Origin of the sequence: Spiribacter sp. SSL99, assembly GCF_009805925.1 — a bacterium.
GTDB classification, from domain to species: Bacteria; Pseudomonadota; Gammaproteobacteria; order Nitrococcales; family Nitrococcaceae; genus Spiribacter; species Spiribacter roseus.
In genome coordinates this window covers 173,655-189,464 of the sequence record NZ_MAOM01000016.1, presented here as the reverse complement: position 1 = coordinate 189,464, position 15,810 = coordinate 173,655, and the positions used below count along the sequence as shown (strand labels likewise).

Here is a 15,810-nt window from a genome sequence, read left to right as displayed (position 1 = left end):
CCCCCGACCAGACCAGGAACGGCACCACCAGCGTCCCACCGCCGATCCCCACCAGGCTCGACAGGGTGCCGATCACGCCCCCCACCGCCGCCACCGCGGCCGGCCGTGGCATGATCCGGCCCGGCGGGGGTTCCAGCGCAAACGCCATGCGCGCCGCCAGGGCGAGCACGAACAGCGCGAAGATGATCCGCAGGATATCGCCGGACAGGGCCGCCGCCAGCTGGGCGCCGATCAATGCCCCGGTGACCAGACCCGCCACCAGCCACGGCAGCGCCGAGACCACCAGGTTGCCCAGCCGCCAGTGGGCGCGGGCCGAGGACAGGCCGGTGATGACGATGGTCGCCAGCGAACTGCCCACCGCCATGTGCATGGCCACATCCATGCTCAGCCCCTGGGCCTGGAAGATCGGCAGGAGCATGGGCACCACAATCACGCCGCCGCCGATGCCGAACAGGCCCGAGACAAACCCGACCACCGCACCAGCGGCGACGTAGATGAGCAGCGACAGCACCATGACCTCATTCCAGCGCGCGCAAACCGACAGTATGTCATTTGCTCTACAATGGGTGCATCGACAAGCCAATCAGGGAGAGCGCGACAAGCATGCGCATCCAGACTGTCTGCATCCTCGGCGGCACCGGATTCGTCGGTCGCCAGATCGCCAACCGCCTCGCCAACACCCCCATTCACATCAAGGTGCTGACGCGCCGCCGCGAGCGCAATCGCCACCTGCTGCCCATCCCCAATCTCGAGCTGGTGGAGACCGATATCCACGACGCGCAGCAGCTCGCCGCACAGCTCGAGGGGGTGGATGCCGTCATCAACCTGGTGGCGATCCTCAACGAGTCGAAAAAGCCCGGTCGCGACTTCGAGACCGTGCACGTCCGGCTGGTCGAAAAGCTGCTCGAGGCCTGCCGAACGGCCGGCGTCAAGCGCCTGCTGCACATGAGCGCGCTGGGCGCCGACATCGATGGGCCCAGCCGCTATCAGCAGACCAAGGGCGAGGGCGAGCGCCTGGCGCTGGCCGCCAATGGCGATGATCTGGCGGTGACGGTGTTCAAGCCCTCGGTGGTCTTCGGCCCCGCCGACAGCTTTCTCAACACCTTCGCCGGTCTGCTCAGGATGGCGCCGGTGATGCCGCTGCCCACGCCCGAGGCCAAATTCCAGCCGGTCTACGTTGATGATGTGGCGGCGGCCTTCGAGACCGCCCTCAGCGACCGCCGGACCTTTGGCAGGACCTACGAGCTGGGCGGCCCGACGGTGTACTCGCTGAAAACGCTGGTCCGTTATGTGGCCGAGCTGCTGGGCGTCCGGCGCGCCATCGTCGGGCTGCCCGACGGGCTGTCACGGCTGCAGGGCCGGATCATGCAGCGGGTGCCCGGCCAGCCCTACACCTACGACAACTACCTGTCCGCCCAGGTGGACAACGTCTGCAGTCACAACGCCCTGCCCGATCTGGGCATCCACCCGACCGCCCTCGAGGCGGTGGCGCCGGGCTATCTGGGCGGTCAGAAATCCCGGGACCGCTACGACGAGTGGCGCCGCGATGCGGGGCGTCACTCCGAGTGACCACGGCCGGCCTCGAAGTCTACGAAGTGGGCGGGGCCGTTCGCGACCGCCTGCTCGGCCTGCCGGTGCACGAACATGACTTGGTGGTGGTCGGGGCCAGCCCCGAGACCATGACCGAACGCGGCTTCGAGCCGGTGGGCCGCGAGTTTCCGGTGTTCCTGCACCCGCACACCCACGAGGAATACGCCCTGGCGCGCACCGAGCGCAAGACCGGCCCCGGCTATCACGGGTTCACCTTTCATGCCGATCCCGACGTCAGTCTGGCCGCGGATCTGGGGCGCCGCGACCTGACCATCAACGCCATGGCCCGGGCGCCGGACGGCAGCCTGATCGACCCCTTCCATGGCTACGACGACCTCAAGGCCCGACGGCTGCGGCATGTCTCGCCGGCGTTTCGCGAGGACCCGGTGCGGATCCTGCGGCTGGCCCGGTTTGCCGCCCGCCTGGCGCCGCTGGGTTTCGAGGTGGCCGACGAAACGCTGAGCCTGTGCCGCGGGATGGTCGCCAATGGCGAAGTCGAGGCGCTGGTCCCGGAGCGGGTCTGGCAGGAAACCGCCAAGGCGCTGATGGCCCCGGCACCGGATGAGTACATTCGCCTTCTGCGCGACTGCGGGGCGCTGGCGGTGCTGATGCCCGAGGTGGACTGCCTGTTCGGCATCCCCCAACCGGCCCGGCATCACCCGGAAATCGACACCGGCGACCATATCCTGCGGGTGCTGGCCCAGGCGGTGCGGCTGGATGCCGACCTGGCCACGCGCTTCTCGGCGCTGGTCCACGATCTGGGTAAGGGCGTGACCCCGGCCGAACAGCTGCCCGGGCACCGTGGTCACGAGGCGCGCGGCGTCCCACTGGTCAAGACACTCTGCGAACGACTCCGGGTGCCGTCGGCGTGCCGTGATCTCGCCCTGGGCGTCACCCGCCATCATCTGGACTGCCACCGCGTACAGGCGCTGGCGGCCGATGACGTGCTGGCGCTGATGGAGGGGCTGGACCTGTTCCGAAGGCCCGAGCGGCTGGATCCGTTCCTGCTCGCCTGCGAGGCGGACTACCGCGGCCGCAAGGGGCTTGAGGACCGGCCCTATCCGCAGGCCGAGTGGCTGCGCACCGCATTCGCCCGCTGCCGCGAGGTGGATGCCTCGACGTTCGTGGAGGCCGGACTCAGCGGACCGGCCATCGGCCGCGCCATCCGCAGCGCCCGCATCGAGGTCATTACCCGGCTGCAGGCCCAGCGCCGCTGAACATCACCAGCAGCACCCCACCCAGCACCAGCCGGTAGATGACGAATGGCGTCATGCCAAGCCGCGCGACCAGCGCCAGAAACACCCGAATGCACAGATAGGCCGAGACCCCCGAGACCAGGGCGCCAAAACCGAACACCCCCCAGTTCACCGGCCCGTCGGCGGCGCCCAGCTGCAGCGCCTTCCACGCGCCCGCCAGGGCGATGGCCGGCATCGACAGCAGGAATGAGAAGCGCGCCGCCGCCGTCGCCTCCAGCCCCAGCCACAGTCCCGCGGTCATGGTGATGCCCGAGCGTGACGTCCCCGGAATGATCGCGAGGACCTGGGCGGCGCCGATGAACAGTGCGGCCCCCGGACCGATGCTGTGCTCATCGCGCGGACCGGCACGACGCGCGGCGACCCACAGCAGGATGCCGAAGCCGATGGTCGCGGTGGCGATCACCCGCGGGTCGCGGAATACGCCCTCGGCGGCGTCCGCCAGGATCAGCGCACCGGCCACCAACGGCAGCGTGCCGATGATCAGCGCCCAGCCCAGACGGCTTTCCCCCACCGGCTGGCGGCGCCAGACCGAGACCAGCGTATCCCCCACCAGCGGTCCCACCTGGCGGCGGAAATGCAGCATCACCGCCAGCAGCGTGCCGACATGGACGGCCACATCAAACGCCAGCCCCTGGTCGGGCCAGCCCAGCAGTCGCGGCACGAGAATCAGATGCGCCGAACTGGAAATGGGCAGAAATTCGGTCAGGCCCTGGATCAGGCCCAGCCAGAGTGCCTGAACAAGGTCCATTCAGGCGCGCCTCGATCGATAGACCGGCGCCACCGGATCCATGTCCCGCCGCAGCCGACTGACCGGCACCGGCGCAAACTGCCGGGCGATGTCGGCGCTGACCCCTTCTCGGATGCGATTGCTGATCATCAGCTCCCTTCCCCACGCAAATCCCGCCAGCCGCGCGGCGCGGTTGACCGTATCGCCAATCGACGTATAAGTGCGCCGCGTCTCCGCCCCCAGGGTGCCCATGGCCACATGCCCCCGGTGCAGACCGGCACCGATGGGCATGACCGTCGCCTCGGGGCAGCGTAGAACCGGCAGGGCCCGCGCCACCACCTCGAGGGCGCAGCGGCAGGCGTTTTCCTCCATCCCGCTGCCGTCGAAAACCGCCATCAGTCCGTCGCCGGTAAAGTTATCGACATAGCCGTTGTAGTATTCGATCAATCGGATCTGGCGGCCGATACAGGCATCAACGGTGCGAAACAGGGCATCCAGATCGATGGTCGGCGAGAGATCGGTAAACCCCCGGATATCGGTGAAAAGGATACACACATCGGCGCTGTGGGGGGACTGGAGGCGGCGCTGGGCGGCAGGGCCGGCATCGAGCAGCTCGCGGACCGGGCGCGAGAGATACGACGAGAACCAGGCATTGCCCCGGGGGCCCGGGAGATCTACAAGTCGGTATCGATAGGGGCCGGGGGAGTCCATTCCGTTCTCCGGTATCTAATTGTGATTGACCGCCGTTTATTTAGTACTAAATTAATTTCCTTTTGGTGACAAGCGCGCCCGATGGTCGGCAAAGGAAAAGCCCGGCAGTGGCGCCGCCATGCCACGCCCCAGGCCCAGCACCTTGAAGCGCTCGCCGAGCTCGTCGGGAAAGATCAGCGGCTTGGCGCTCTGCGCCAGCTCGGCCGCCCGGTCGGGGTCGTCGCCGGCCTGCGCCTGAAGCACCTCGGTCAATCCGGCACCGGTCAGGAAGTTGCCCTGGGTGGCGAAGCCCAGCAGGTCCAGCCCCGCATCGAGGCCGGCGTCCGCCACGGCGGTGAAATCCACCGAGGCGGTGATGTCCTGCAGCCCCGGCCAGAAAAACGGATCGTCGTGGGCGCGATGGCGGTAGTGACATAGCAGCGTGCCGGTGGCGCGCTGGGGGTGATAGTACTCGGCCCGGGGGTAGCCATAGTCGATGAGGAACGCCGCGCCGGCCGCCAGCAGCTCGCCCAGTTCGGCCACCCAGGGGGCCAGCGACGGGCACCATTCCGAGCAGTAGCCCGCCGGCAGCCGCTCGCCAATGGCCGCCTCAATGCCGGCGACGGCGGCCTGCAGCTCGTCGTCGGCGGGACGGGTCTGCCACGCCAGCGCGCCGTCCCCGTCATGCCCCACCGCCAGGCAGTCCACCCCCGTGGCGGTGCGCTGGAAGCGCCGCACCGGCAGGGCATCCATCACTTCGTTGGCCAGCACCACACCCCGGATCGGCGTCGCCGGCAGTCGCTCGAGCCAGGTCACCCGATCACGCAGATCCGGATCAAGGGCCTCCAGCGTGCGGGCCTGTTCGGCACGGAGGTCGGCGCTGACCTCGATGATCAGATACCGCGCCGGCCGTGCGTCGGCCGCCGCCAGCGCCTCGAGCAGATCCGCCGCCATGCGGCCGGTTCCGGCGCCGAACTCGAGCACGGTATCGCCGTCGACCGCCTCGAGGGTGCGCTGGACCTCGCGCGCCAGCGTCCAGGCGAACAGCGGCGACATGAGCGGTGCGGTGGTGAAGTCGCCCCCCGGCCCGAAACGGGTCTGCCCGGCGCTGTAATAGCCCAGACCCGGCGCGTACAGGGCCAGCGCCATATACTCGGCAAAGTCCATCCGCCCGCCGGCCATAGCAATCGCGGCATCGATCCGCTCGCGCAGTTCGGCGCTGTGCCGCGCCGCGGCCGCATCCGGCGCCGGCGGTGCCTCGGGGCCATCACGCCGGGCCATGATCAGCCGCCGTTTTCGGTGGAAAGGTCGAGCGCGATCGGCTTCAACCCATCGTCATCCTCGAACGACACCCAGATATCGGCGTAGCGCCGGCCATCCAGCGGGTGGCGCTCATCCGGTGCGATATCCACCAGGGGCTTGAGCACGAACGCATATTTGAGGATTTCGTCACGCGGCAGGATCGGGACATCGTCGCGGATGATGTTGCCCAGCGTGAGCAGGTCGATGTCCAGCGTCCGGGCACTGAACCGCCGGTCGGTCCGCTGCCGGCCCTGCTCGGTCTCGATCTCGCGGCAGGCCGCGGCCAGCTGATCGACGGCGGTATCGGTGTCGAGCCCCACCACCAGGTTGTAGAAGTCGTCGCCGTCAAAGCCGACGGCACGGGTCTGGTAGACCGGCGAGAGGGTCAGCGGCCCGAAGCGCTCGTTCAGTGCGGCGACCGCGGCGCGGACATGGCGCTCGGGTTCGATGTTGCTGCCGATGCTCAGATAGGCACGATTCATGGGACCTCTGATTGGCTTCGGGTGATACGGACACCCACGTTCCGAGCCGCCGGGACCGCCCCGGGCTTGCGCAGGGTCAGCTCAACCCGGGCGATCCGGCCGTCTTCGAGCACCACACCGGCCAGCCGATCCGCCAGGGTCTCGATGAGCTGGCAGTCGGAGGCCGCCGCGGACTGGGTCAGCCGGTCGCTGAGGGCGGCGTAATCCACCGCCGCATCGATGGCATCGGTGGCAGCGGCCTGCGTGGTGTCCACCGCCAGGTCCAGATCCAGCTCAAGGCGCTGGGCGAAGGCCCGCTCCCAGGCATGGACGCCGATCACGGCGCGCAGCGAGAGTGCCTCGAGGAACACAGTATCCATAACGGCCGGAGCATTTCATGTCGCCGCGGCCAGCACAAGGCCCGCTTGACCCGGCCCCCGGCAGCCGATGGAATACCGCCATGCTCGACGCTGCCCTTGTCATCCTCGGCTATCTGGCCGGCTCCGTGTCCACCGGCGTGCTGGTGGCCCGACTGCTTGGCCTGGGCGATCCACGCCACGACGGCAGCGGCAATCCGGGGGCCACCAACGTGCTGCGTCTGGGCGGCCGCCCCGCGGCGCTGGCCACGCTGCTTGGCGATGCGTTGAAGGGCGTGGTGCCGGTGCTCATCGCACAGGCGCTGGAACTGCCCGGCATCACCGTGGCCAGCGTCGGCGGCGCGGCCTTCCTGGGGCATCTGTACCCGGTGTTCTTCGGGTTTCAGGGCGGCAAGGGCATTGCCACGGGCCTGGGCATTTTCATCGCCGCCGCGTGGCCGGCGGGCCTGGCGGTAGCACTGACCTGGGCGGTCGTGGCGGGGCTTGCCCGGATATCGTCACTGGCGGCGCTGGTCAGCTTTGCACTGGCGCCGGCCTATTTCCTGCTCATCACCCCGGCACCCGCGCTGGCCGCAATGGCCGCGGGGATGGCGCTGCTCACCGCCTGGCGGCATCGGGGCAATATCCGGCGCATCGCCAACGGCACCGAACCGCGCATCGGCCAGCGCTAGTCGGCGGCCGCCGGCGGGCGCAGCTCGTCAAGCGGCCACCGCGGGCGCACATCGGCCCCGTCACCGCTGCGCTCGCCGGCGGCGAGCCGGCAGTGCCCGGCATAGGCGATCATCGCGCCGTTGTCGGTGCAGAACGCCAGCCGCGGGAAGGCCACCGCCGCGCCCTCGGCGGCGGCCACCGAACGCAGCCGCCCGCGCAGCGCCTGGTTGGCACCCACACCGCCGGCCACCACCAGATGGCCGGCACCGGTCGCCTGAAGCGCCCGCCGCACCTTGATGGCGAACGTCTCCACCACGGCATCCTGAAAGGCCCGGGCGACGGTCTCGCGCGGGATCGGCGGATCGGCGTCGCGCACGGCATTGAGCACGGCGGTCTTCAGTCCGCTGAAGCTGAAGTCGAACCCCGGTCGGTCGGTCATGGGCCGCGGAAAGCGCAGCGATCCCGCCTCACCCCCGCCGGCCAGTGCCTCGAGCTGTGGCCCGCCCGGATAGGGCAGCCCCAGCAGCTTGGCGGTCTTGTCAAAGGCCTCGCCCGCCGCATCATCCAGCGACTCGCCCAGAATCCGGTAGCGACCCAGGCCGGTCACCTCGACCAGCAGGGTATGACCGCCCGAGACCAGCAGCGCGACAAACGGGAAATCCGGGGGATCGGCCTCGAGCATGGGCGCCAGCAGGTGCGCCTCCATGTGATGGACCCCCAGCACCGGACGCTCGAGCGCCCAGCCGAGACTCTCCGCCACCGCCGCGCCCACCAGCAGCGCCCCGGCCAGCCCCGGCCCGCGGGTGTAGGCCACGCCATCGATGTCAGCGGGCCGCAGCCCCGCCTCGGCCAGGCAGTCCTCGACCAGCGGCAGCACGCGACGGATGTGATCGCGCGAGGCAAGCTCGGGCACCACGCCGCCATAGCGGGCATGGGTGGCTGCCTGGCTGTGCAGTCGATGGGCCACCAACCCGGCTTTGTCCGAATAAAGGGCAATGCCGGTCTCGTCGCAGGAGGTCTCGATGCCCAGGGTGATCATCGCTCGCCCCGGGCGCTGGGTTTTTGCAATCGCTGGTCTCTCCGCTTAGACTGTAGGGCTGAATCCAAGTCCGTTGATTCTACGTCGTTTACAGCAACACGGTAAGGTTAGAGCACTATGCCGAACGTCAAGGTTCGCGAGAATGAGCCCTTCGAGGTGGCACTGCGCCGCTTCAAGCGCTCCTGCGAGAAGGCCGGTGTACTCTCGGAAGTACGTCGCCGCGAGCATTATGAAAAGCCCACCCAGGAGCGCAAGCGCAAGCAGGCAGCGGCGGTCAAGCGGCATGCCAAGCGCGTACAGCGCGAGAACCAGCGCGGTCAGCGCCTCTACTGAGGGGCATCCGCACAGTGAGTGAACTCGGCACGCAGCTGTCCGATGCCGTCAAGGCGGCGATGCGCGCGGGCGACAAGCCGCGCCTCGGCACGCTGCGCATGATCAGCGCCGCGATCAAGCAAAAGGAAGTCGACGAGCGTCGCACCCTCAACGATGCCGACGTGCTCGCGATCCTCGATAAAATGGTCAAGCAGCGGCGCGAATCCATCGAGCAGTACGAGGCGGCCGGGCGCGCCGAGCTGGCCGCCGCCGAAAAGGCCGAAATCGAGGTCATCGGCGAGTTTCTGCCCAAGGCCCTCGACGAGGCCGAGATCGATGCCCGGGTGGCCGCCGCCATCGAACAGACCGCGGCCGAGTCCGTGCGTGACATGGGCCGGGTCATGGCGGTGCTCAAACCGCAGATGCAGGGGCGGGCCGACATGAGCGCGGTCAGCGCCCGCGTCAAAAAGCACCTGGCCTGAGCACCCCGCCCCCGACGGCGGGCGCTTTGCCGTAGACTGGCAGCCATGGCCGGCCGAATCCCCGATTCCTTCATCGACGAGCTGCTCGCCCGCATCGACATCGCCGATGTGGTGGGCGAGCGTGTCCAGCTCAAACGCTCGGGCAGCAACCAGATGGGCCTGTGCCCGTTCCATGGCGAGAAGACCCCGTCGTTCACCGTCAGCACCGACAAGCAGTTCTATCACTGCTTTGGCTGCGGCGCCCACGGCAGTGCGATCCGCTTTCTCATGGAATACGACCGCCTGGATTTTCGAGAGGCGGTCGCCCAGCTCGCCCAGATGGCCGGCATGGAAATGCCCGAGAACACCGCCGATGCGGGCGTCCAGAATAATCATGCCCCGCTGTTCGCCGTGCTCGAGCGTGCCGATCGGTCGTACCAGCAGTGGTTGCGCCAGCACCCGCAGCGCCAGCGCGCCATCGACTATCTGCAGAAACGCGGGCTGAGCGGCGAGATCGCCCGACGCTTTGGGATCGGCTTCGCGCCGCCGGGCTGGGACAACCTGCTCGGGCGGCTCGGCGCGGCCGACGAGCTCAAGCAGGCCGGGCTGGTGATCGAGCGTGACGGCGGACGGGTCTATGACCGGTTCCGCGACCGGATCATGTTCCCGATCCGCGATCGTCGCGGCCGCACGGTGGGCTTCGGCGGCCGGGTGCTCGACGACGGCGAGCCGAAATACCTCAACTCGCCCGAAACGCCGGTGTTCCACAAGGGCGAGTCGCTCTACGGCCTCTACGAGGTGCTGCAGGCCGACCGCCAGCCCGCCGACATCGTCGTGGTCGAGGGCTACATGGACGTGGTCGCGCTGGCCCAGCACGGCCTGCCGCGGGCGGTCGCCACCCTGGGCACCGCCACCTCGACACGCCAGGTGGAACGGCTGCTGAAGACCACGGGCGACATCATCTTCTGCTTTGACGGCGACAGTGCCGGGCGGCAGGCCGCCTGGCGGGCGCTGGAAAACGCCCTGCCCACCATGCGCCAGGGCCGACAGATCCGTTTTCTGTTCCTGCCGGACGGCGAAGACCCCGACAGCCTGGTGCGCAGCCATGGCCGCGAGGGTTTCGAGGCCCAGCTGCAGCGCGCGACCCCGCTGTCGGATTACCTGATCGAGCGGCTCGAGGCGGATACCGACATGCAGAGCATGGATGGCCGGGCGCGGTTTGTTGAAAAGGCCCTGCCGCTGCTCCAGCGCCTGCCCCCGGATGTCTACCGGCATATGCTCTGTGAGCGGGTGGCCGGGCTGGCACGCCTCGAAACCGATTACCTCGAGGGGGTGGTGGATGGCCGCGAGACACTCACCCGGGATCAGCGCGCCCGGCGACGCGAGCCGGTGGCCGTGGACAATGCCGGCGTCCGACGCACCCCGGTGCGCCTCGCCATCGCCCTGCTGCTGGAATCCCCGGCGCTGGCGCAGGGCGTCGACGACCTGGATGCGCTCAGGCGGCTGAATGACCTGCCGGGGCTGCCGCTGCTGGTGGATATGCTTGAACTCGCCCGGCAGGACCCCCATCTCAACTCTAGTGCGATACTTGAGCGGTTCCGGGACAGCGAGCACGAGGGCGCCCTCTGGAAGCTCGCCACCTGGAATCACCTGGTACCGGCCGAAGGCCTGGAGGCGGAATTCGGCGACGCCATGGCGCAGATCCGCCGCATTGCGGTGGAGCGACGCCTGACGCAGCTCAATGAACGCCTCCAAGCAGGCACCCTCACGACCGATGAATGGTCGGAGTGGATACGACTTAAACAATAGGGACGCAATCGCCGACGGGATTGTAGATTAGCGAGTCAATGCTAATATACGCTGTTATGCATTAATTGCGTCCCTCCGACACAACTCCAGCATCGGTAGTCTATGGCAAGCCAGGATCAGCAATCCCAGATTCGCGAACTCATTGCCCGCGGCAAAGAGCAGGGATACCTCACCTATGCGGAGGTCAACGATCATCTCCCCGACGATATCGTCGAGCCCGAGCAGATCGAAGACATCATCAGCATGATCAACGACATGGGGATCCCGGTCCACGAGACCGCGCCCGATGCCGACACCCTGATGCTCAGCGACAGCGCCGTGTCCACCGACGAGGACGAGGCCGAAGAGGCCGCGGCGGCACTCGCGGCGGTGGATGCGGAGTTCGGTCGCACCACGGACCCGGTCCGCATGTACATGCGTGAGATGGGAACCGTGGAGCTGCTTACCCGCGAGGGCGAGATCGAGCTGGCCAAGCGCATCGAGGACGGGCTCGATCAGGTCCTGCGTGCACTCTCGGGCTACCCCGAGTCATCGCGCACCATGGTGGCCCTGCACAAGGGGATCCAGAACGGCGAACTGCGCCTGGCCGAAGTGGTGGCCGGGTTCCGCAACGTCAGCGAGCTGGTCGATAACGTCCCCGAGGTTGTCGCCCGCCATCAGGCGCAGGCCGACGAGGCCGCCCGCGAGGCGGAGGCCCGCGAAGCGGAAGCCGAGGATGACGAAGAGGTGGCGGCGCCGGAGACCGGCCCCGATCCCGAGCGCGCGGCTGAGATCTTCGACCGCATCGAGGTGCTGCACGCCGAGCTGGTGGAAACCCTCGAGCGCGACGGCTCGGACAGCCCCCGGGTCGGCGAGATCCGCGAGGAAATGACCGGCCTGTTCCTGGCCATCAAGTTCGTGCCCAAGGTCATCGATGGGCTGGCAGCCAACCTGCGCAAGGCGGTTGAAGGCGTGCGCGCCGGCGAGCGCGAGGTCATGCGCGTGGCCACCAAGCAGGGCGGGATGCCGCGCAAGGACTTCATCGCCAGCTTCCCGGGGCACGAGACCGACACCGGCTGGGTCGATCAGGTCGTCGCCGAGGGCAAGAAGTACAGCAAGCAGATGGCCGAGTGCCGCGAGGCACTGATCGAACAGCAGTCGGAGCTGATCCGCATCCGCGAGCTCACCGGCCTGCCGCCGGCGGAGATCAAGGAAATCAACCGCCGCATGTCCATCGGCGAGGCCCGCGCCCGCCGGGCCAAAAAGGAAATGGTCGAGGCCAACCTGCGGCTGGTGATCTCGATCGCCAAGAAGTACACCAACCGGGGGCTGCAGTTCCTGGACCTGATCCAGGAAGGCAACATCGGACTCATGAAGGCGGTGGACAAGTTCGAATACCGCCGTGGCTACAAGTTCTCCACCTATGCCACCTGGTGGATCCGTCAGGCCATCACCCGCTCGATCGCGGACCAGGCCCGCACCATCCGCATCCCGGTCCACATGATCGAGACCATCAACAAGCTCAACCGGGTGTCCCGGCAGATGCTCCAGGAGATGGGCCGTGAGCCCTACCCCGAGGAGCTCGCCGAGCGCATGGAAATGCCCGAGGACAAGGTGCGCAAGGTGCTCAAGATCGCCAAGGAGCCGATCTCGATGGAGACGCCCATCGGCGACGACGAGGACTCGCACCTGGGCGACTTCATCGAGGACACCTCGGTCATGTCCCCGGTGGACTCGGCAACCCGCGAGGGGCTGCGCGAGTCGGTGCGCGAGATACTTGGCGGACTGACGCCGCGCGAGGCCAAAGTGCTGCGCATGCGGTTCGGCATCGACATGAACACCGACCACACCCTTGAGGAGGTCGGCAAGCAGTTCGACGTCACCCGCGAGCGTATCCGCCAGATCGAGGCCAAGGCCCTGCGCAAGCTGCGCCATCCGACCCGTTCGGACAACCTGCGCGGTTTCCTCGACGAGCAGTAGCCTCCCGCCGGTTGCGGGCCCATAGCTCGGCGTATACGCAACAGAAAAACGGCGCGATATCGATTGTTGTAAGAAACCAACGCCGCTGGCGCCTGGCGCTAAGCCGGGTAGCCATGCGATGACGGGTTAAGTTCCTGCGCAAAATGCTTGATTCGTCGACCAGATCGTGAATATTCGTGTCAAAAGAATGTTGCAATCAAGCTACGGATCGGGATATCTTCCTCCTTAAGGGGTGTTTAACGCTGTTGTAATTCCACAACTGCCAGACCTCGACCATATGCGCTGCTGGTGAACAGCAGCGTTTGCGTAAGCAGATATCTGACTACCCACAGGAGTCAACGATGAAAAAAATTACTACTTTGACAGCAGCCAGCGCCCTCGCGCTTGCTTCCGGTGTTGCAACTGCACAGGAGTCGACTGCCGACTTCTACGGCTTTGTAATCGCTGGAATTAATGACGGAAGCACCACTGACGCGGACACCGTCGGTGCTCGCGGCGACGGTAACGGCCCGAGTCGGTTTGGGTTTATTGGCACTCACGAGCTCGCTGACGGGATGGCCGGTGGCGTTCAGCTCGAGTACGGAGCTGTTGCCCCTAGAGCGCAGGGAGATGCTCCCGCTCTTCGTCAGGCTAACGTCTACCTCACCGGCGACTTTGGCCGAGTAGAGCTTGGTAACCAAGACAACCCGATGTATGAGTGGACTACGTCAGTCACTGACCTGTTCCTCACCGAAGCCTATGCTCAGGGTCGCGCATCGGATGTCGTTTTCCGTCAGGATGGAGCTTTTTTCTACACGACGCCGAGCCTCAACGGCCTGGAAGTGCGTGTTGGCGGAAACATGCAGAGCGGTGAAGGCGCAGACGGAAACCGTGGTAGCGGGTTTGACTCCTACACCGTTTCGGCAAAGTACAACTTTGGTGACATCTACGCTTCCGCGTCTTACCTGAACGTCGATGGCGGCGACACCAACCCCGATGCGAAGTCGGTGGGCCTGTCGCTTTCATACGACTATGGCATGGGTACGATCGCCGCCGCGACTACGCGGAACGACAACGTCGACGACACGTCGACAGGTAGCTCTGACGAGAACCAGGGCAACCAGGTCAGTGCGTTCTACACCGACCCGGATGGCAACCCCTACGAGATCACGGGCACGTACAATGCGACGGACGCGGTGACTCTCAAGGCGTCTTTCGCTGATGCCGACCGGACTGGCGGCGATAGCAAGTCGGTTGCTGTTGAAGCGGCCTATGCCTTCTCCAGCAACGTCGCAGCGGCTATCGGCTACACCAGCCCGGACGACAACTTCAACGGGGACGGCGACTCGGACAACATGGCTGCGGCCGCTGTCTACGTCAGCTTCTAATTGAAGTAACGGCGCTTTGCACGATAAAAAAGGGGCCATCGGCCCCTTTTTTTATTGGGCCCATAGCTCAATGGTCAGAGCAGAGGACTCATAATCCTTTGGTTCCAGGTTCGAATCCTGGTGGGCCCACCATTTGATAGCGCACATGCGTATATCCGTATATACTGATCTCTCATTGATGAGGGAGCTCCACCATGGCGCACTACAACGTACTGTTCCTGTGCACCGGCAACTCGGCCCGCAGCATCATCGCCGAGGCACTGTTGAACAGAATGGGCAATGGCCGCTTTACCGCCTACAGCGCGGGCAGCATGGCCACCGGCACCGTCAACCCACTGGCCCTGCAGGTGCTCGAGCGCATGGACCTGCCCACCAAAGGCCTTTACAGCAAGAACTGGGATGTCTTTGCCGGCGACGATGCCCCGGCCATGGACTTCATTTTCACCGTCTGTGACCAGGCCGCGGCCGAACCCTGCCCGGTCTGGCCCGGTCAACCCATGACCGCGCACTGGGGGCTGCCGGATCCGGCCGCGGTCGAGGGCACCGAGGAAGAGCGGCTGCGGGCGTTCCGCGACACGGCGGCGGCCCTGCGGCGGCGGCTCGGCCTGCTCATGAATCTTCCCATGGAGTCGCTGGATCGGCTTAAACTGGCCCATGCCCTCGAAGACATCGGCCACAGCCAGGAGACCGACCATGATGGAAGCGATCGCGCCGTCGACTGATACCGGCATCGACCCGGTCCGGGTGTTTCGCCTGCTGGGCGACGAGACCCGGCTGCGGGCCGCCCTGCTGATGCACCAGCACGGTGAGCTGTGCGTCTGCGAACTGACCGATGCCATCGACGTCAGTCAGCCCAAGATGTCCCGGCACCTGGGGCATCTGCGCGACGTGGGCCTGGTGGCCACCCGCCGCAGCGGCCAGTGGGTGCATTATGCCCTGCGACCGGATCTGCCGGCGTGGCTGCGGAGCACATTCACCGCCCTGGCGGGCGAGCCGCCGTTTGCCGACGATCTGACCCGGCTGCGTCGTGCCATGGCCCGACACCGCGATCACTGCGAGCAATAGACGAAGAGACGCTGCGGATGAGTGAGGACACCCTCCCCAACCTGGACGAAGGGGCATTTGCACCCATCGACGGGCAACAGCTGTTTGCGACGGCTGATGAGCGGCCACCCCGGATACTGCTGCTCTATGGCTCGCTGCGCGAGCGCTCGTTCAGCCGCCTGTGTGCCGAGGAAGGCGCCCGGGTGCTGCGCCGACTTGGCGCTGAAACCCGCATTTTCAATCCCTCGGGCCTGCCGTTGCCGGACGATGCCGACGCCGATCACCCCAAGGTCCAGGAACTGCGCGAGCTGGCGACCGAGTGCGACGGCTTTGTCTGGAGCTCGCCCGAGCGCCATGGCGCGATGACCGGCATCATGAAAGCCCAGATCGACTGGATCCCGCTGAACATGGGCGGCGTCCGCCCCACCCAGGGCAAGACCCTGGCGGTGATGCAGGTCTGCGGCGGGTCGCAGAGCTTCAACGCCGTCAATCAGCTGCGCCTGCTGGGGCGCTGGATGCGCCTGATCACCATCCCCAACCAGTCGTCGGTGCCCAAGGCGTTCATGGAGTTCGATGACGACGACCGCATGAAGCCCTCGCCTTACTACAACCGCATCGTCGATGTGATGGAAGAGCTGGTGAAGTTCACGCGGCTGACCCGGGACCGTCGGGACTACCTTGTCGACCGGTACTCCGAGCGGGTCGAGAGCGCCGAGGCCGTCTCGGCCCGGGTCAACCAGCGGTCGCTGTAAAAAAACGGGGGCC

Annotated in this window: 18 protein-coding genes and 1 tRNA gene; 12 read left to right on the top strand and 7 right to left on the bottom strand. The window is 66.8% G+C overall.

Features of this window, described 5'->3' with window-relative positions:
• Positions 1-514, bottom strand: a 514-nt coding sequence (locus tag BA899_RS05715; RefSeq protein ID WP_235013306.1) for a sulfite exporter TauE/SafE family protein, incomplete at its 3' end; no start/stop codon positions are given.
• 89 nt (positions 515-603) lie between these two features.
• On the opposite strand from BA899_RS05715, the gene BA899_RS05710 reads away from it, so the two are divergent.
• The gene (locus tag BA899_RS05710) at positions 604-1,569 is read left to right on the top strand and encodes a complex I NDUFA9 subunit family protein (RefSeq protein WP_159300023.1); all 966 of its coding nucleotides are present in this window, start codon (positions 604-606) and stop codon (positions 1,567-1,569) included.
• On the top strand, positions 1,566-2,807 hold the full coding sequence (locus BA899_RS05705; RefSeq protein ID WP_159300022.1) for a multifunctional CCA addition/repair protein: 1,242 nt from the start codon (positions 1,566-1,568) through the stop codon (positions 2,805-2,807). The genes BA899_RS05710 and BA899_RS05705 overlap by 4 nt, the downstream gene beginning before the upstream one ends.
• Here the strand turns inward: BA899_RS05705 and BA899_RS05700 are convergent.
• The 5 genes from BA899_RS05700 to folB are packed head-to-tail and all read right to left on the bottom strand — an operon-like array spanning position 2,779 to position 6,406.
• Complete coding sequence (locus BA899_RS05700) at positions 2,779-3,594, bottom strand: undecaprenyl-diphosphate phosphatase (protein ID WP_159300021.1); 816 nt, start codon at positions 3,592-3,594, stop codon at positions 2,779-2,781. The genes BA899_RS05705 and BA899_RS05700 overlap by 29 nt on opposite strands.
• On the bottom strand, positions 3,595-4,284 hold the full coding sequence (locus BA899_RS05695) for an adenylate/guanylate cyclase domain-containing protein (protein ID WP_144346936.1): 690 nt from the start codon (positions 4,282-4,284) through the stop codon (positions 3,595-3,597).
• A gap of 51 nt (positions 4,285-4,335) precedes the next feature.
• Entirely contained in the window at positions 4,336-5,544 is a 1,209-nt protein-coding gene (locus BA899_RS05690) for a class I SAM-dependent methyltransferase (RefSeq protein WP_144346935.1), read from the bottom strand.
• Between the two features lie 2 nt (positions 5,545-5,546).
• Positions 5,547-6,047: a 2-amino-4-hydroxy-6-hydroxymethyldihydropteridine diphosphokinase gene (folK, locus tag BA899_RS05685; RefSeq protein WP_159300020.1), complete on the bottom strand. Its 501-nt coding sequence runs from the start codon at positions 6,045-6,047 to the stop codon at positions 5,547-5,549.
• Positions 6,044-6,406 (bottom strand): dihydroneopterin aldolase, encoded by a 363-nt coding sequence (folB, locus tag BA899_RS05680; RefSeq protein WP_110882284.1) that lies wholly within the window; start codon positions 6,404-6,406, stop codon positions 6,044-6,046. The genes folK and folB overlap by 4 nt, the downstream gene beginning before the upstream one ends.
• 17 nt (positions 6,407-6,423) lie before the next feature.
• On the opposite strand from folB, the gene plsY reads away from it, so the two are divergent.
• Positions 6,424-7,074, top strand: coding sequence for a glycerol-3-phosphate 1-O-acyltransferase PlsY (gene plsY / locus BA899_RS05675; RefSeq protein WP_370456319.1), 651 nt, complete (start codon positions 6,424-6,426; stop codon positions 7,072-7,074).
• Here plsY and tsaD read toward each other — a convergent pair.
• Entirely contained in the window at positions 7,071-8,093 is a 1,023-nt protein-coding gene (gene tsaD, locus BA899_RS05670; protein ID WP_110882282.1) for a tRNA (adenosine(37)-N6)-threonylcarbamoyltransferase complex transferase subunit TsaD, read from the bottom strand. The two genes, plsY and tsaD, sit on opposite strands and share 4 nt — an antisense overlap.
• Positions 8,094-8,210: 117 nt before the next feature.
• On the opposite strand from tsaD, the gene rpsU reads away from it, so the two are divergent.
• The 9 genes from rpsU to arsH all read left to right on the top strand — a co-directional run bounded on the left by rpsU (position 8,211) and on the right by arsH (position 15,797).
• The gene (gene rpsU, locus BA899_RS05665; protein WP_110882281.1) at positions 8,211-8,426 is read left to right on the top strand and encodes a 30S ribosomal protein S21; all 216 of its coding nucleotides are present in this window, start codon (positions 8,211-8,213) and stop codon (positions 8,424-8,426) included.
• 5 nt (positions 8,427-8,431) lie between these two features.
• Complete coding sequence (locus tag BA899_RS05660; RefSeq protein ID WP_370456322.1) at positions 8,432-8,887, top strand: GatB/YqeY domain-containing protein; 456 nt, start codon at positions 8,432-8,434, stop codon at positions 8,885-8,887.
• A 45-nt stretch (positions 8,888-8,932) separates the two neighbouring features.
• A complete protein-coding gene (gene dnaG, locus BA899_RS05655; protein ID WP_144346933.1) occupies positions 8,933-10,675 on the top strand; it encodes a DNA primase in 1,743 nt (580 codons plus the stop codon).
• Between the two features lie 102 nt (positions 10,676-10,777).
• Complete coding sequence (gene rpoD, locus BA899_RS05650) at positions 10,778-12,634, top strand: RNA polymerase sigma factor RpoD (RefSeq protein ID WP_110882278.1); 1,857 nt, start codon at positions 10,778-10,780, stop codon at positions 12,632-12,634.
• A gap of 341 nt (positions 12,635-12,975) precedes the next feature.
• Positions 12,976-14,001, top strand: coding sequence for a porin (locus BA899_RS05645; RefSeq protein WP_159300018.1), 1,026 nt, complete (start codon positions 12,976-12,978; stop codon positions 13,999-14,001).
• 56 nt (positions 14,002-14,057) lie between these two features.
• Positions 14,058-14,133: transfer RNA gene (locus tag BA899_RS05640), tRNA-Ile, on the top strand.
• A 62-nt stretch (positions 14,134-14,195) separates the two neighbouring features.
• Positions 14,196-14,723 (top strand): arsenate reductase ArsC, encoded by a 528-nt coding sequence (locus tag BA899_RS05635; protein WP_159300017.1) that lies wholly within the window; start codon positions 14,196-14,198, stop codon positions 14,721-14,723.
• Positions 14,695-15,066 (top strand): metalloregulator ArsR/SmtB family transcription factor, encoded by a 372-nt coding sequence (locus tag BA899_RS05630; RefSeq protein WP_235011874.1) that lies wholly within the window; start codon positions 14,695-14,697, stop codon positions 15,064-15,066. Before BA899_RS05635 ends, BA899_RS05630 begins: the two co-directional genes overlap by 29 nt.
• Before the next feature lie 17 nt (positions 15,067-15,083).
• Positions 15,084-15,797, top strand: coding sequence for an arsenical resistance protein ArsH (gene arsH / locus BA899_RS05625; RefSeq protein WP_159300016.1), 714 nt, complete (start codon positions 15,084-15,086; stop codon positions 15,795-15,797).
• Positions 15,798-15,810 lie beyond the last annotated feature (13 nt).

Excerpts from the sequence above, each read along its gene's own strand:
- plsY (WP_370456319.1), top strand. The coding sequence starts at position 6,424 with ATGTCGCCGCGGCCAGCACAAGGCCCGCTTGACCCGGCCCCCGGCAGC.
- BA899_RS05630 (WP_235011874.1), top strand. The coding sequence starts at position 14,695 with ATGATGGAAGCGATCGCGCCGTCGACTGATACCGGCATCGACCCGGTC.
- BA899_RS05635 (WP_159300017.1), top strand. The coding sequence starts at position 14,196 with ATGGCGCACTACAACGTACTGTTCCTGTGCACCGGCAACTCGGCCCGC.
- BA899_RS05690 (WP_144346935.1), bottom strand. The coding sequence starts at position 5,544 with ATGGCCCGGCGTGATGGCCCCGAGGCACCGCCGGCGCCGGATGCGGCC.
- rpsU (WP_110882281.1), top strand. The coding sequence starts at position 8,211 with ATGCCGAACGTCAAGGTTCGCGAGAATGAGCCCTTCGAGGTGGCACTG.
- folK (WP_159300020.1), bottom strand. The coding sequence starts at position 6,047 with ATGAATCGTGCCTATCTGAGCATCGGCAGCAACATCGAACCCGAGCGC.
- dnaG (WP_144346933.1), top strand. The coding sequence starts at position 8,933 with ATGGCCGGCCGAATCCCCGATTCCTTCATCGACGAGCTGCTCGCCCGC.
- BA899_RS05700 (WP_159300021.1), bottom strand. The coding sequence starts at position 3,594 with ATGGACCTTGTTCAGGCACTCTGGCTGGGCCTGATCCAGGGCCTGACC.
- BA899_RS05695 (WP_144346936.1), bottom strand. The coding sequence starts at position 4,284 with ATGGACTCCCCCGGCCCCTATCGATACCGACTTGTAGATCTCCCGGGC.
- BA899_RS05710 (WP_159300023.1), top strand. The coding sequence starts at position 604 with ATGCGCATCCAGACTGTCTGCATCCTCGGCGGCACCGGATTCGTCGGT.
- rpoD (WP_110882278.1), top strand. The coding sequence starts at position 10,778 with ATGGCAAGCCAGGATCAGCAATCCCAGATTCGCGAACTCATTGCCCGC.
- tsaD (WP_110882282.1), bottom strand. The coding sequence starts at position 8,093 with ATGATCACCCTGGGCATCGAGACCTCCTGCGACGAGACCGGCATTGCC.
- arsH (WP_159300016.1), top strand. The coding sequence starts at position 15,084 with ATGAGTGAGGACACCCTCCCCAACCTGGACGAAGGGGCATTTGCACCC.
- BA899_RS05645 (WP_159300018.1), top strand. The coding sequence starts at position 12,976 with ATGAAAAAAATTACTACTTTGACAGCAGCCAGCGCCCTCGCGCTTGCT.
- folB (WP_110882284.1), bottom strand. The coding sequence starts at position 6,406 with ATGGATACTGTGTTCCTCGAGGCACTCTCGCTGCGCGCCGTGATCGGC.